The sequence below is a fragment of the Bacteroides faecis genome (genome assembly GCF_020091505.1).
Classification (GTDB): Bacteria; Bacteroidota; Bacteroidia; order Bacteroidales; family Bacteroidaceae; genus Bacteroides; species Bacteroides faecis.
Map to the genome: position 1 here is coordinate 6250114 of NZ_CP081916.1, position 13534 is coordinate 6263647.

Here is a 13534-nt window from a genome sequence, read left to right on the forward strand (position 1 = left end):
AAAGTTTTTCGTTATGGCAAAGTTACATTTTCGTCCTTACCTTCCCAACCAAACAGTTCTTTTTCCCGGAAGAATTGATGAAAACATAGCAGCGAACGATCCGGTTCGCATAGTTAATACTGTTGTTGATAATCTCAATCTTGACAATTTCAAGAAGCTTTATAAAGCAACCGGTCGTTGTCCTTATCATCCTAAAATGATGCTTAAGGTGATTATCTACGCCTACATGAACAATATCTATTCGTGCCGCAAAATAGAGAAGCTTCTCCTACGTGATATTCATTATATCTGGCTTTCCGGTAATGAACATCCGGATTTTATTACCATCAACCGTTTTCGAAACCGTGTAAAAGAGGAAATAAATACCGTATTCACGCAGTTGGTTCTTGTCCTTGCCGACAAAGGTTTCATCAGCCTTGACGTAGAGTATATCGACGGTACCAAGATTGAGTCCAAAGCCAACAAATATACTTTTGTCTGGCGCAAGACAGTCGAAAAGAACCGTACAAAGCTGATGGATAAGATCCGCATTCTCCTGGAGCAGGTGGATGAAGTCATAGCCCAAGAGAACTCCATGAAAGATACACCCGTAGAGTTCACTCCCGCCATGCTCTCAGATATAGTGAATGAACTTAAAGAGGTGCTGGAACACCAGCCTGTAACAAAGGACAAGGAACAAAAGAAGGTCATCCGGGAAAAGAAGAAACAGGTCCGGGAACTTGAGGAGTACCGTGACAAGTTGATAGAATACGACAACCATCTTGATACTCTTGGAGAACGCAACTCCTACTCCAAGACCGATCCTGATGCCACCTTCATGCGCATGAAAGAAGACGCCATGAGAAACGGACAGACCAAACCCGGATATAATCTGCAAATAGGTACCGAGAACCAATTCCTCATAGACTTCCGACTGTTTCCCAACCCAACCGACACACTGACCCTCATACCTTTCTTCCACTCCTTTGAGCAACGCTATAACCGCTTACCAACTGTCGGTGTGGCAGACTCCGGTTACGGCTCGGAAGAAAATTATCGGTTCATGCAAGATAATGGGATAGAAGCCTTTGTCAAGTACAACTACTTCCATAAAGAACAGCGTCCCCGTTATACCCCCAATCCATTCCATGCGGAGAGTCTCCATTACAATGCGGGGGAGGATTATTACGTTTGTCCTATGGGGCAGCACATGAACCGTATAGGAACTAGACATGACAAAACAGCAAGCGGATACATCACCGAAAGTGCCCGATATAAAGCACAAAGATGTGAAGGGTGTCCTTTGTGTGGCAGTTGCTTTAAAGCTCGGGGGAACCGTATGATAGAAGTCAACCACCGGTTAAACCAATACAAACGGCAGGCACGGGAAAGGTTACTCTCGGAAGAAGGCATCAGGCATAGGGGAAGGCGATGTATAGAACCGGAAGCAGTTTTTGGACAAATGAAACACAACATGGCATACAAAAGGTTCCGGCATGTGGGAGAAGACAAGGTTACAATGGACTTTGCCTTCTTTGCTATAGCTTTTAATATCAAAAAGATGTGTACAAAACTACTAAAAGCAGGAAAGAGAAGGAGTGCACACACTATATTTATCTTTATCAGACCACGTGTGACTCAAAATACGACGAATATTAAGCCTTATTACCTAATTACTGAAAAAATAGTCGCATAGACAAAAAAGAGGAACGACTATTTTATATTAAAAAAAGAAGGGGATGTGCCTTAGTTTTGACACAGCCCCACGAAACATCTAAATTCACATCATGACTTCTTAACTTCCGACTCTGGCATGGTTTTATTTAATTCGACCTGTATGTGCCTTCAGACAATAGGAGAAACGGTTAGGCAAATCGATAATTTAACAGAAGAAAAATTTATAGTGAACTAATAATAAAATTCCTTGGAAACGAATAATAGGTCTACGCAATATTCTCTCACATGAATATGCTGCTATTGATCCGGAAGCTATTTTCAATACTATTAAAATAGGTATACCACCTCTGCTCACTACTCTGAATAATATAGTCATAGACATAGAAAACGGTAAATACGACTTTCTTTTTTAAAAGCAACAACAAACTATAAAAGCATTCAAGAATCATGAACACACAGATAGACTTTAATGACATCCCTAAGAATTATTTATACTGTACCCACAACAAATGCCCACGCCACAACAAATGCCTCCGCTATCAGGCTACATTATGTATGCCCCAAACCCTCCCTTATTATTCGGTAGTCAATCCATCTCACATTACAGGCAACGAAAATAACTGTACTTTTTTCAAACCATTCCGCACGTCACTCTTTGCCTCGGGAATGGATCATTTGCTCGACAACATCCCGCATGCCACAGCAGTCATCATACGCAAAGAGATATACTCTCTGATGGGGCGCAGTATGTATTATCGTATCCGTAACAAAGAGCGCCTGTTACATCCCGAGGAACAAAAACAGATTGCCGCTATCTTCATAAAACACGGAATAAAATATGAACCGACCTTCGATATATACATCGAGAAATACGATTGGTAGAAGCAGAATTATTCTTACCCCTTTGAGAAAGTATTCTCATAGGCATGAGTATTTTTTCTCATCGCAATGAGTATTTTTTCTCAAGGCGATGAGAATAGTTTGAGAACTTTATTGCAGTTGCCCCGCCGCTTTCAAGTAAGCCACATAGTTTACATACAACTGAAAATGGGCATCCACTTTCGTCTGATACGCCTGTTGCCACATAACTTGCGCTTCCAGATAATCCGAAAGGGTTTCCAATCCCACCTCATACTGTTTGCCGCTGACTTTCATATTCTCTTCCGCCTGTTCCAACGAACGTTCTGAAAGCTCGCATTCCAGTCGGGCCTCATCCAGATTATTAGTGGCCTGCGTCAATTCAAGCAACATCTTTTCATTGGCATTTTCCTGTTCAAGACGAGTCTGTTCCAATTTTACCTTGGCAGAGCGCACCTTATTCATACGTTCACCAAAATGAAACAGAGGTACTGAAACATTCAGAAAGACGGAGAATGATCCTTTTTTCATCAAAGTTTCGTCATTGATTTCCAATCCATGGAGATAGTCATAACTTCCCTTCACTCCCACACGTGGCAGCAGTTCGCTCCGATTCAGCTTTACCTGCTGCTCGGCCATGGCGATCTGTTTATTCAGAATACCATATTCGGGACGGGCACTGATATCGGCAACCTGTGTCTTCCACTCTTGCTCCACTTCCGGAAATTCATCCGAGATATCAATCCCCGCTGTCAGAGGCCGACCGATATAATGGCAAAGATTCATGCCGGCAAGACGGAGCGCATTATCCGCCTTGCGCAATGCCAGCTCACTCTCGTTAAGTTTCACTTGTACCTTCAACACATCATTCTGAGGTTTCATGCCATGCTGATGGGCACTCTTCACATTCCGAAACAGCTCATTGAGCAACACATGATATTTCTCCGCCACTTTCTTCATTTCTTTGGCTTTCACCAGTTGCACATAAGCCTTGTCTGTATTCAGAATCACTTCGGATGCAGTCAGTTCCTCATTCAGATGTGCCATTTCCTTGCCGAGCAATGACATTTTATAGGCGGCGCGAATCTTTCCGCCCATATAAAGCGGTTGTTCCACTTGTACTCCGCCTGTATAGACGGTCCCGACTTTATAGTCCAGATTCAATCCGGGGAAATAAGCATAACCGCTTGTTACCAACTCTCCAGTAGCGGGATCGGGCAGGAATACCGGCAGATTTCCACCCTGAATGCCCAAGCTGCCGTCTGCCGTACTATACAGTCCGGTTCCGCTTGCTGTAAAATTGGGGAAGAAGTTAGCTTTATAGCTGAGAGACATCAGCCGGGCGGCCTCTGTCTGTTTATCGGCAGCAGCCATTTCCTTGTTATATTTTAGAGCCATTTCACGGCATTGTTTCAGGCTGAGCTTCTCTTGTGCCGAAACAGAAAGAGAAGCCGCCATTCCAAACAAAACACTAACAGCTACAAGAAATTCTTTTTTCATTTGTCTGTCTTTTTGATATGAAAGAATAATGCATACAGAATCGGGATAAAGAGCAACGTGATGAGCGTGCCAAACAACAATCCCCCCATGATAGAAGCTGCCAACGAGCCGAACATGGCATCGGGCAACAGCGGAATCATTCCCAGAATAGTGGTCAGCGAAGCCATCATCACCGGACGGAGACGGCTCTGGGCGCTATCGATCAACGCAGTGACCGGTTCTACTCCCTGACTGATCTGCAACGTAATTTCATCCATCAGCACAATCCCGTTCTTTATAATCATACCGATCAATCCCAATGTGCCGACAATCGCCACAAAATTGAATGTCTTCCCTGTCAACAACATCACGGCGACTACACCGACAAAAACCAACGGTATGCAGCAGAAAATGATAATCGGCTTACGATAGTCTTTAAACAGCATAATCAGTATCGAGATCATCAGAATAATGGCAAACGGGAAGTTCTTGAACAAATACTGCATGGATTTCGTACTAGCATTCCTTTCACCCTGCCATTGCAGTTTATAACCGTCGGGCAATGGGATCTGCTCTATCTGCGCGGCAATGGACTGGCGTGCCTTCTCTGTTTCTATTCCCGGAACAGGCGAACACTGCACACGCTGGCTACGTTGCCCGTTATAGCGAGGGACTACGGGATCTTCCCATTGTACATCGATCCGCTTGCTGATCTGTTTCAACGGAGTAGTTCCCATCAAGGTTTCTACCAATTCGTCTTTTGAAAGCGTTCCCGTTTTCAGTTTCATCATCATCTCCTGCGTCAACAAGCCATTCAAAGAAGGAAGAGAAGAAAATATTTGCGTGTTATCCAAATCCTCAATCGGTCTTCCCTGTTCGTCAAGGCAGCGCAGATAAATATTGTCCCGATGGATTCCTTCGTGGAAAGAACCGATGGGAATGCCACTGGTGGCCGAAAGCAACGAGAGGCTTACATCATTACGGCTTAGTCCGATAGCGCGGGCAGTCGGCTGGTCATATTCAATGGTCAGCACGGGAATCTGCGGCTCCCAGTCCGTAGTTATCAGATATACATCCGGACAGCTTTCCATAATGCTGCGGGCACTGTCTGCCAATTGATGCAAAACAACCGGGTCCGGCCCCGTAAACTGTGCCTCGATCGGATATTTCTTGAACATCAGGTTATAACGGTTCAGTTTCACGTAGGCATCGGGGTAACGAGACGAAAGATATTGCTGAATCTCGGGCATATTATCCACCAATGCATCGGGAGAAGTAAAGTCTATAATCAATTCACCGTATGCCAAAGAAGGATTGGCTATGTTACGCACCAAATTATAACGACCGGGTGTACCACCGACGGAAGCTGTGACATGGGTCACTTCCGGACGAGTTTTCAAATAGGCTTCAATCTCTTCCAAGTCACGTGTGACACGGGTATAATTTGTTCCTTCCGGCAGTTTATATTCCATATAAAGCTGATCGTACACCATATCCGGAAAGAAACCTTGTTTCATGAACCGATAGCTGAAAGCTGAAAGAACAACCAACGCTACCATCGCAAAGACAAAACTCCAGCGATGAGCCAGACTAAACCGCAGCAAGGAGCGCAGGACGGCATAAATCTTTCCTTCATACACTCGTTTTCCGGTAGTTGACGCTTCTTTCGAAACTTCGGGATGCAAAATTCGGTTGGCCATCAACGGTACGTGCACCAGAGCCAATACCCAGCTAAGCAGTAACGAAACCGCCAGCACGATAAATAAGTCGCGCGTATATACCCCTGCGGTATCGGGAGACATGAAGATAGGCAGGAAAGCAATGATAGCAATCAAAGTGGCTCCGAGCAAAGGCATCGCAGTCTGCCGCCCGATAGCGGTCATTGCCTCCATACGGCTCTTGCCTGCTTTCAGATCGACCAGTATACCGTCAATAATAACAATCGCATTATCAACCAGCATCCCCATAGCAAGCACAAATGACGCCAGCGAAACCCGTTGCATCGTGCCGTCCACAAAATACAGGAACAGAAAGGAGCCGAACACCGTTACCACCAAACTGATTCCGATAATAACTCCACTCTTGAATCCCATCGTTATCATCAGAATGACAACTACGATAATGACCGATTCAATCAGATTAAGAATGAATGTTCCCAACGAACCGGATACACGTTCCGGCTGGTAGAATACTTTATGACACTCCACTCCTGTCGGAAGCCGCTCTGCTTTCAATTCGTCCAGTTTCTGTTCTACCCGTTTGCCAATCTTGATGATATCCGAGCCGGAAGAAGCCGCAATCAGTATTCCCATGGCACGCTGCCGGTCATAAAAGAGTTCATTGCGGGTAGGATTCTCATAATCTTTCTCAATTCGGGCGATGTCACTCAAACGTAACTGGTCATCATCGTGCCCCTGAATCAGCATACGTCCGATGTCTTCCACCGTCTTGAACTTGTCACTCACCGTCACCCGAATGCGGTTATCGCCATTATCGTAGTATCCGGTATAAGTGGTTTTATTCTGTCCGTTCAAAGTAGCGAGAACTTCGGCAGGTTTCACGCCCAGATTCGCCATCCGGTCCTGCAGTAAAGAGATGTTGATGCATTCCTCACGCTTTCCATACAAGTCAACCCGTTCCACTCCGTCCAGTTCGCTGACTTCCCGCTTTATCAGTTCGGCATAATCAGACAGTTCCCTGTCCTGCAATCCGTCTCCTGTCAGCGCATAAAACATACCGTACACATTTCCGAAATCATCTTTCACAAGGGGAGTAGCAGCACCTTCGGGAAGTTCAGCCTGTGCATTCGCTACCTTACGCCGCAACAAATCCCAGCATTGTTCCACATCTGCCTCCTTGACGGTCGTTTTCAATTCCACCTGAATCAGGGAGAGATCGTTGTAAGAATAACTTTCTACATTATCTATATTCCCCATTGTACGGATATTCTTTTCAAGTACATCCGTCACTTCCAGTTCCACCTGATGTGCGGAAGCTCCGGGATAGGTAGTCACTACCATGGCGACTTTCACCGTTACTTCCGGGTCTTCCAGCTTACTCATTTCATAGCTGGAATAAGCTCCTCCGACTATCAGCACCGCAATCAAGAAGTAAATTAACTTCTTATTTTCAAATGCCCATTTACTTATATCGATCATAGCAATCCTCCCACATTGGTTTTAGAAGCAGGCAAAAGGGGTTCTACCTGCTCTCCGTCTTTCACATGGTGCACTCCCGAAGCAACAATCAAGTCACCGGGCTTCAAGCCCTCCGCAGTCACCAGGCACCTGCCGCTGCCCAGCAAACGGGTGACTGTCACATCACAACGACGGATGGTCCGGCTGGAAGCATCATAAAGGAAAACACTCGCCGTCCCCTTGTCACGAAGAACCGCACCCGTAGGAACGGACAGATGACGCACTTCCCCTTCGGTACATTCTATAGTGACCATTGTATTCATTCCGGGGGAAGGAAGCGCCTGCGCTTCACCTTTCTTCAACTGCAAACGCATCGTATACAGTTGATTGGCATTCGCTTTAGGGGTGACATTTATCAGATCGAGCGCATACTCCTGACCGGGATAAATGTCGAACGTACAAGTGTAGCCGGTGAACTGCCGGCGACGGATATATTCTACTGCCGGAAGATTAATTTCCACCTCCGGTGTCCCCTCGCTGATAATGGAGACAACGGGCATACCGGCCGCAATAGTCTCATGGGAATCGAAAAGACGTTTCTGTACATATCCGCTGAAAGGAGCATACAGACGGGTATATTCCAGCTGATCTTTCGCATGATTGTACTTGGCGGTTATCTGTTTCAACCCGTACATCGCTTTATCATTGGCGTCGGGAGTCGTTACATTCTCCTTATAAAGTGCCATCACACGCTCCGCCTCCGCCTTCACACTTTGATACTCCGCTTCCGCAGCATCCAGCTGAATCTGATAATCAGCAGGGTCCAGTTCGGCAAGCAGCTGTCCTTTGCGCACATACGTTCCGTCGTTGACGTGCATACGCAATATAGTTCCGCTTACACGGAATGACAAACTTATATCCTGCGCCGCCTTCACCCGTCCGGGAAATTGCAAAGCCGTCTGTCCGTCGGCAGAAAATACAGTATCAATCTTCACTGTAGGTTTGCTATCTGTAATCTGTGTACGTTGGCTGCAAGACGCCAACAAAACGACTAAAATTCCTGTTAATAAAAAGTTGAATCGTTTCATATTTTCATTTGTTATTTAGTTCATGCAAAAGTATCCCAAGCAGATAAAAGTAAAAAGGTTGATTTAAGCTATAAATTGTCCGATTTGCAGGTTTTTCGACTTAAAATCCTCAAATACTTTGCTATTTGTATTTATTTATTCGTTTCTTTGCAACAGAAACCACCCAAAAGCAAAGAGGAAATGGAACAACGGATACCTTTTAGTTATGTTATAATATCTCCGGAGAATGTTACGGAAAAAGAAGGCTGTATGATATCTACCATAGACAAGTGTGGTTTCTTTTTTTGCCAGAAAGGAGAAGTGGAAGTTGCCCTGAGTGACAAGTCGTATTTAATAAGTAAAGGAAGCGTCTGCATTTATATGACAGGCAGTCTCTTGCGCATCCAGCGTATCAGCAAGGATATAAAAGGGATTATGCTGGAGGTGGATTTGAATTATATTATTCCGATCGTTAATAAGATAGTCAATTCGGAAAACCTGCTCTATCTACGGGAAAATCCCTGTTTCTCAATTACAGAATATCAATACAGCTATCTGGAACAACTAATCAAAGCCCTGCAACAGCGAATGGATATAAAAGCACATGACATCCCGCTGCAAAGACAGCATCTGATATCCGAGCTCATCAAATCATGGGGGCAAACCTTATGCTATGAGTTGCTGAACGTTTATTTTACCAACCAGCCTCTCAAACCTTTATCGCAAGATAAAAAGGATAAAATCTTTCAGAACTTCGTCATCACCCTCTTCCGCTATTATCAGAAGGAACGGGACGTTACCTTCTATGCCGGCAAACAATACCTTTCTTCCCGGTACTTTTCTGCCGTCATTAAAGAGAAATCCGGTAGTACCGCCCTGCAATGGATTGTACAAATGGTAATTACCGAAGCCAAACAACTGCTCGAAAATTCCGATCTCACCATCAAGGAAATTGCAACAAAACTGAATTTCCCGACTCAATCTTTCTTCGGTAAGTATTTCAAGCAATACGTAGGTGTCTCTCCGAAAGAGTATCGGAATAAACAGATCAGGCAGTTGCCTTCCTGAACTGGCGGAACTGCCACCAAAGCATCCCTCCTGCAATCAGACTGGCTATCAAATCAGAGATAGGCATACTGATCCACACGCCGAGCTGCCCGTAAAACCGGGGAAGAATCAACAGGCAAGGAATCAGTACAAGCACCTGACGGGAAATAGAGAGAAAGATAGCCTTGCTCGCCATGCCGATACTCTGGAAAAAGTTGGAAGTCACCATCTGAAAACCGACAATCGGGAAAAACATCACAACAATCCGTAAGCCCTTTGCCGAGATATTCACCAATTCTTCGTGCGTCGTAAAGATGGAAACAGCCAGTTGCGGAATAAACATTCCCATCAGAAAACCGATGGTTGTAACAATGGTCGCGGCATAAATCGTTATTTTCAGCACTTGCGTCACGCGCGGATACTGTTTGGCGCCGAAGTTATAGCCGGCAATGGGCTGCATTCCCTGATTCAAACCCATCACAATCATAACGAAAAGGAATACCAGGCGGTTGACAATGCCGAAAGCTCCGATAGCCAGATCCCCTCCGTGCTGTTTCAGCCCCTTATTAATAAGGATGACGATAAAGCAGGCGGCAAGATTCATCAGGAAGGGAGCCATACCGATGGCCAGAGAATCAAAAACAATCTTCTTCTTCAGACGGAAAATGCCTTTATGAAAATGCAGGAGTTCGTCTTTATTACTGAACAATTTGAATTGCCAGAGAAGTGCGATGACCTGTGCGGTAATCGTAGCGATAGCCGCGCCTTGTATCCCCCAGCCGAAGCCGTAAATAAAAATAGGGTCGAGTATCGTATTAATGACCACGGTAGCAATCGTGGCATACATCGCCTTCTGCGGATGCCCTGCGGAACGAAGTACCGCATTCAAGCCCAGGTATAGATGAGTGATGACATTTCCCCAGAGGATAACCACCATATAGTCGCGGGCATAGCCGACAGTCGCCTCACTTCCCCCGAAGAAGTAAAGAATCGGATCGAGGAACATCAGGGTAAGAACCGTAAAAGCCAGTCCGATGATAATATTTAATACCAGCACATTGCCAAGCACCCGTTGTGCCGTATCATAATCTTTCTGTCCCAGCTTCACCGATACCAGTGTAGCCGCTCCCACACCTACCAGCGAACCGAAAGCCGCCGCAAGGTTCATCAGCGGAAACGTAAGTGCCAGCCCCGAAATAGCCATTGCCCCCACCCCGTGGCCGATGAAAATACTATCTACCATATTATAAAGAGAAGACGCCGTCATGGCGATAATTGCCGGAATGGCATACTGCATTAAAAGCTTCCCGATCTTTTCCGTACCCAGCGCAGTGGGTGTCTTTTGTCCTGTCATACCTATTGTTTTGAGGGCGCAAAGATACAAAAAAGAGACGGATTACAGGATATATGAGAAAAGTTTCGTATTTTTGCCTCCAAAATTGAGTTAATACATAACGAAATGAATATATTAGAACTAAGTGAACAGGAAATTATTCGGCGCAATAGTCTGAATGAGCTTCGTGCAATGGGTATCGATCCGTACCCCGCTGCAGAGTATGTAACCAATGCTTTCTCTACTGATATAAAAGCAGAATTCAAAGATGAAGACGAACCGCGTCAGGTTTCTGTAGCGGGCCGTATTATGAGCCGCCGCGTGATGGGCAAGGCTTCGTTCATCGAACTGCAGGACTCTAAAGGTCGTATACAGGTATACATTACACGTGACGACATCTGTCCGGGAGAAGACAAGGAATTATATAACTCTGTATTCAAACGCCTGCTCGACTTAGGTGACTTCGTAGGTATCGAAGGTTTCGTGTTCCGTACACAAATGGGCGAAATCAGTATCCATGCCAAGAAACTGACCGTACTTGCCAAGTCTATCAAACCGCTGCCTATCGTAAAATATAAAGACGGCGTAGCTTACGACTCTTTTGAAGATCCCGAACTCCGTTATCGCCAACGTTATGTGGACCTGGTAGTAAACGAAGGCATCAAAGAGACATTCGAAAAGCGTGCCACCGTAGTGAGAACACTGCGCAACGCCCTCGACGAAGCCGGATATACGGAAGTAGAAACTCCGATCCTGCAATCCATCGCCGGCGGAGCAAGCGCACGTCCGTTCATCACTCACCATAACTCACTGGATATAGACCTCTACCTGCGCATCGCAACGGAACTTTATCTGAAACGACTGATCGTGGGAGGATTTGAAGGTGTATACGAAATAGGAAAGAACTTCCGTAACGAGGGAATGGACAGAACCCACAACCCCGAATTCACTTGTATGGAACTTTACGTACAGTACAAGGACTACAACTGGATGATGAGCTTCACTGAAAAGTTGCTGGAACGCATCTGTATCGCCGTGAACGGAAGCACCGAAACCGTTGTAGACGGAAAGACAATCAGCTTTAAAGCTCCTTACCGCCGTCTGCCTATCCTGGACGCTATCAAAGAAAAGACAGGATACGACCTCAACGGCAAGAGCGAAGAAGAAATCCGTCAGGTCTGCAAAGAGCTGAAGATGGAAGAAATCGACGACACGATGGGCAAAGGCAAACTGATCGACGAAATCTTCGGCGAATTCTGCGAAGGCACTTATATACAACCGACTTTCATCACTGACTATCCGGTTGAAATGTCTCCGCTGACGAAGATGCACCGCTCTAAACCGGGACTGACCGAACGTTTCGAATTGATGGTAAACGGTAAAGAACTAGCCAACGCTTACTCGGAATTGAATGATCCGCTCGATCAGGAAGAACGTTTCAAAGAACAGATGCGTCTGGCTGACAAGGGAGATGATGAAGCAATGATTATCGATCAGGACTTCCTGCGTGCTCTGCAATACGGTATGCCTCCTACATCAGGTATCGGTATCGGAATCGACCGTCTGGTAATGCTGATGACCGGACAGACCACTATTCAGGAAGTATTGTTCTTCCCGCAAATGCGTCCGGAAAAAGTAGTGAAAAAAGACGCGGCTTCTAAATACATGGAACTGGGAATTGCAGAAGACTGGGTTCCGGTAATCCAGAAAGCCGGATACAATACGGTGGAAGAAATGAAAGATGTCAATCCGCAAAAGCTACACCAGGACATTTGCGGCATCAATAAAAAATACAAATTAGAACTGAACAATCCAAGCGTGAACGACGTGACCGAGTGGATAAATAAACTTAAATAAATTAAGAATGAAGAATTAAGAATGGAGAATCGTTTCGGCTTTTCATTCATAATTCTTCATTCTTCATTCTTAATTTTTAATTAAAGAAATGAAACTACCCGGTAAGATAGCGATAATGGGCGGAGGAAGTTGGGCTACAGCAATCGCAAAGATGTGTCTGGCTCAGGAAGACTCTATCAATTGGTATATGCGACGAGATGACCGTATTGCTGATTTCAAGAGGCTTGGACATAATCCCGCCTATCTGACAGGGGTGAAGTTCGACACGAAGCGTATCACTTTCAGTTCTAACATCAATGATGTTGTGAAGGAATCGGATACGCTGATTTTCGTCACCCCCTCTCCTTATCTGAAAGCTCATCTGAAGAAACTGAAAACGAAGATCAAGGACAAGTTCATTATCACAGCTATCAAAGGAATCGTACCCGATGACAACGTAATCGTATCGGAATATTTCACGAAAGAATATAGTGTACCACCCGAAAATATCGCTGTACTGGCAGGTCCCTGCCACGCAGAAGAAGTAGCTCTGGAACGCCTCTCTTATCTAACCATCGCCTGCCCGGACAAAGACAAAGCGCGCATCTTCGCCCGCCGACTGGGAAGCAGCTTCATCAAGACCTCTGTCAGTGACGATGTAGCCGGTATCGAATACAGTTCGGTACTCAAAAACGTATATGCCATCGCTGCCGGTATCTGCAGCGGACTGAAATACGGTGACAACTTCCAGGCTGTACTGATTTCAAATGCAATCCAGGAAATGAACCGTTTCCTGAATACGGTACACCCGCTGAACAGAAATGTGGATGATTCTGTTTATTTAGGAGATTTATTAGTGACGGGATACTCCAACTTCAGCCGCAACCGCACCTTCGGTTCGATGATAGGCAAAGGGTATTCTGTAAAAAGTGCGCAGATTGAAATGGAAATGATCGCGGAAGGTTACTACGGTACGAAGTGTATCAAAGAAATCAACAAGCATCACCATGTCAACATGCCGATACTGGATGCCGTGTACAACATCTTGTACGAACGCATCTCACCAATGATTGAGATTAAATTGCTAACTGATTCTTTTAGATAAGAATAACTCAAAACTT

10 protein-coding genes are annotated in these 13534 nt (G+C 45.3%); 6 read left to right on the forward strand and 4 right to left on the reverse strand.

Going from position 1 to position 13534, the window contains the following annotated elements; all coding sequences use genetic code 11:
* Window positions 1–13 precede the first annotated feature (13 nt).
* The 3 genes from K6V30_RS25030 (at window position 14) to K6V30_RS25040 (ending at window position 2538) form a co-directional block, all read left to right on the forward strand.
* On the forward strand, window positions 14–1675 hold the full coding sequence (locus K6V30_RS25030) for an IS1182-like element ISBthe2 family transposase (protein ID WP_224207236.1): 1662 nt from the start codon (window positions 14–16) through the stop codon (window positions 1673–1675).
* A 256-nt stretch (window positions 1676–1931) separates the two neighbouring features.
* The gene (locus K6V30_RS25035) at window positions 1932–2069 is read left to right on the forward strand and encodes a ribonuclease HepT family protein (protein WP_305728310.1); all 138 of its coding nucleotides are present in this window, start codon (window positions 1932–1934) and stop codon (window positions 2067–2069) included.
* A 34-nt stretch (window positions 2070–2103) separates the two neighbouring features.
* Window positions 2104–2538: a DUF6078 family protein gene (locus tag K6V30_RS25040; protein WP_010539352.1), complete on the forward strand. Its 435-nt coding sequence runs from the start codon at window positions 2104–2106 to the stop codon at window positions 2536–2538.
* A gap of 108 nt (window positions 2539–2646) precedes the next feature.
* On the opposite strand, the gene K6V30_RS25045 is transcribed toward K6V30_RS25040, so the two are convergent.
* From K6V30_RS25045 to K6V30_RS25055, 3 genes are read right to left on the reverse strand one after another with little or no spacing between them, the layout of a single operon-like run.
* On the reverse strand, window positions 2647–4014 hold the full coding sequence (locus K6V30_RS25045) for a TolC family protein (RefSeq protein ID WP_022302015.1): 1368 nt from the start codon (window positions 4012–4014) through the stop codon (window positions 2647–2649).
* Window positions 4011–7151, reverse strand: a complete 3141-nt coding sequence (locus K6V30_RS25050; RefSeq protein WP_010539354.1) for an efflux RND transporter permease subunit — start codon at window positions 7149–7151, stop codon at window positions 4011–4013. Before K6V30_RS25050 ends, K6V30_RS25045 begins: the two co-directional genes overlap by 4 nt.
* Complete coding sequence (locus tag K6V30_RS25055; RefSeq protein WP_022302016.1) at window positions 7148–8218, reverse strand: efflux RND transporter periplasmic adaptor subunit; 1071 nt, start codon at window positions 8216–8218, stop codon at window positions 7148–7150. The genes K6V30_RS25050 and K6V30_RS25055 overlap by 4 nt, the downstream gene beginning before the upstream one ends.
* A 180-nt stretch (window positions 8219–8398) precedes the next feature.
* Between K6V30_RS25055 and K6V30_RS25060 the strand changes: the two genes are divergently transcribed.
* A complete protein-coding gene (locus K6V30_RS25060) occupies window positions 8399–9265 on the forward strand; it encodes a helix-turn-helix domain-containing protein (protein ID WP_022302017.1) in 867 nt (288 codons plus the stop codon).
* Here K6V30_RS25060 and K6V30_RS25065 read toward each other — a convergent pair.
* The gene (locus K6V30_RS25065; RefSeq protein WP_070101346.1) at window positions 9246–10598 is read right to left on the reverse strand and encodes an MATE family efflux transporter; all 1353 of its coding nucleotides are present in this window, start codon (window positions 10596–10598) and stop codon (window positions 9246–9248) included. The genes K6V30_RS25060 and K6V30_RS25065 overlap by 20 nt on opposite strands.
* A gap of 105 nt (window positions 10599–10703) precedes the next feature.
* Here K6V30_RS25065 and lysS point away from each other — a divergent pair, with 105 nt between their 5' ends.
* Together lysS and K6V30_RS25075 are read left to right on the forward strand one after the other, a co-directional pair.
* Window positions 10704–12434: a lysine--tRNA ligase gene (lysS, locus tag K6V30_RS25070; RefSeq protein WP_055271510.1), complete on the forward strand. Its 1731-nt coding sequence runs from the start codon at window positions 10704–10706 to the stop codon at window positions 12432–12434.
* An 88-nt stretch (window positions 12435–12522) separates the two neighbouring features.
* On the forward strand, window positions 12523–13518 hold the full coding sequence (locus tag K6V30_RS25075; RefSeq protein ID WP_055271513.1) for an NAD(P)H-dependent glycerol-3-phosphate dehydrogenase: 996 nt from the start codon (window positions 12523–12525) through the stop codon (window positions 13516–13518).
* The last annotated feature ends 16 nt before the right edge of the window (window positions 13519–13534 follow it).

Coding starts and splice junctions, on each gene's coding strand:
- lysS (WP_055271510.1), top strand. CDS start 10,704: ATGAATATATTAGAACTAAGTGAACAGGAAATTATTCGGCGCAATAGT.
- K6V30_RS25055 (WP_022302016.1), bottom strand. CDS start 8,218: ATGAAACGATTCAACTTTTTATTAACAGGAATTTTAGTCGTTTTGTTG.
- K6V30_RS25075 (WP_055271513.1), top strand. CDS start 12,523: ATGAAACTACCCGGTAAGATAGCGATAATGGGCGGAGGAAGTTGGGCT.
- K6V30_RS25045 (WP_022302015.1), bottom strand. CDS start 4,014: ATGAAAAAAGAATTTCTTGTAGCTGTTAGTGTTTTGTTTGGAATGGCG.
- K6V30_RS25040 (WP_010539352.1), top strand. CDS start 2,104: ATGAACACACAGATAGACTTTAATGACATCCCTAAGAATTATTTATAC.
- K6V30_RS25050 (WP_010539354.1), bottom strand. CDS start 7,151: ATGATCGATATAAGTAAATGGGCATTTGAAAATAAGAAGTTAATTTAC.
- K6V30_RS25060 (WP_022302017.1), top strand. CDS start 8,399: ATGGAACAACGGATACCTTTTAGTTATGTTATAATATCTCCGGAGAAT.
- K6V30_RS25030 (WP_224207236.1), top strand. CDS start 14: ATGGCAAAGTTACATTTTCGTCCTTACCTTCCCAACCAAACAGTTCTT.
- K6V30_RS25065 (WP_070101346.1), bottom strand. CDS start 10,598: ATGACAGGACAAAAGACACCCACTGCGCTGGGTACGGAAAAGATCGGG.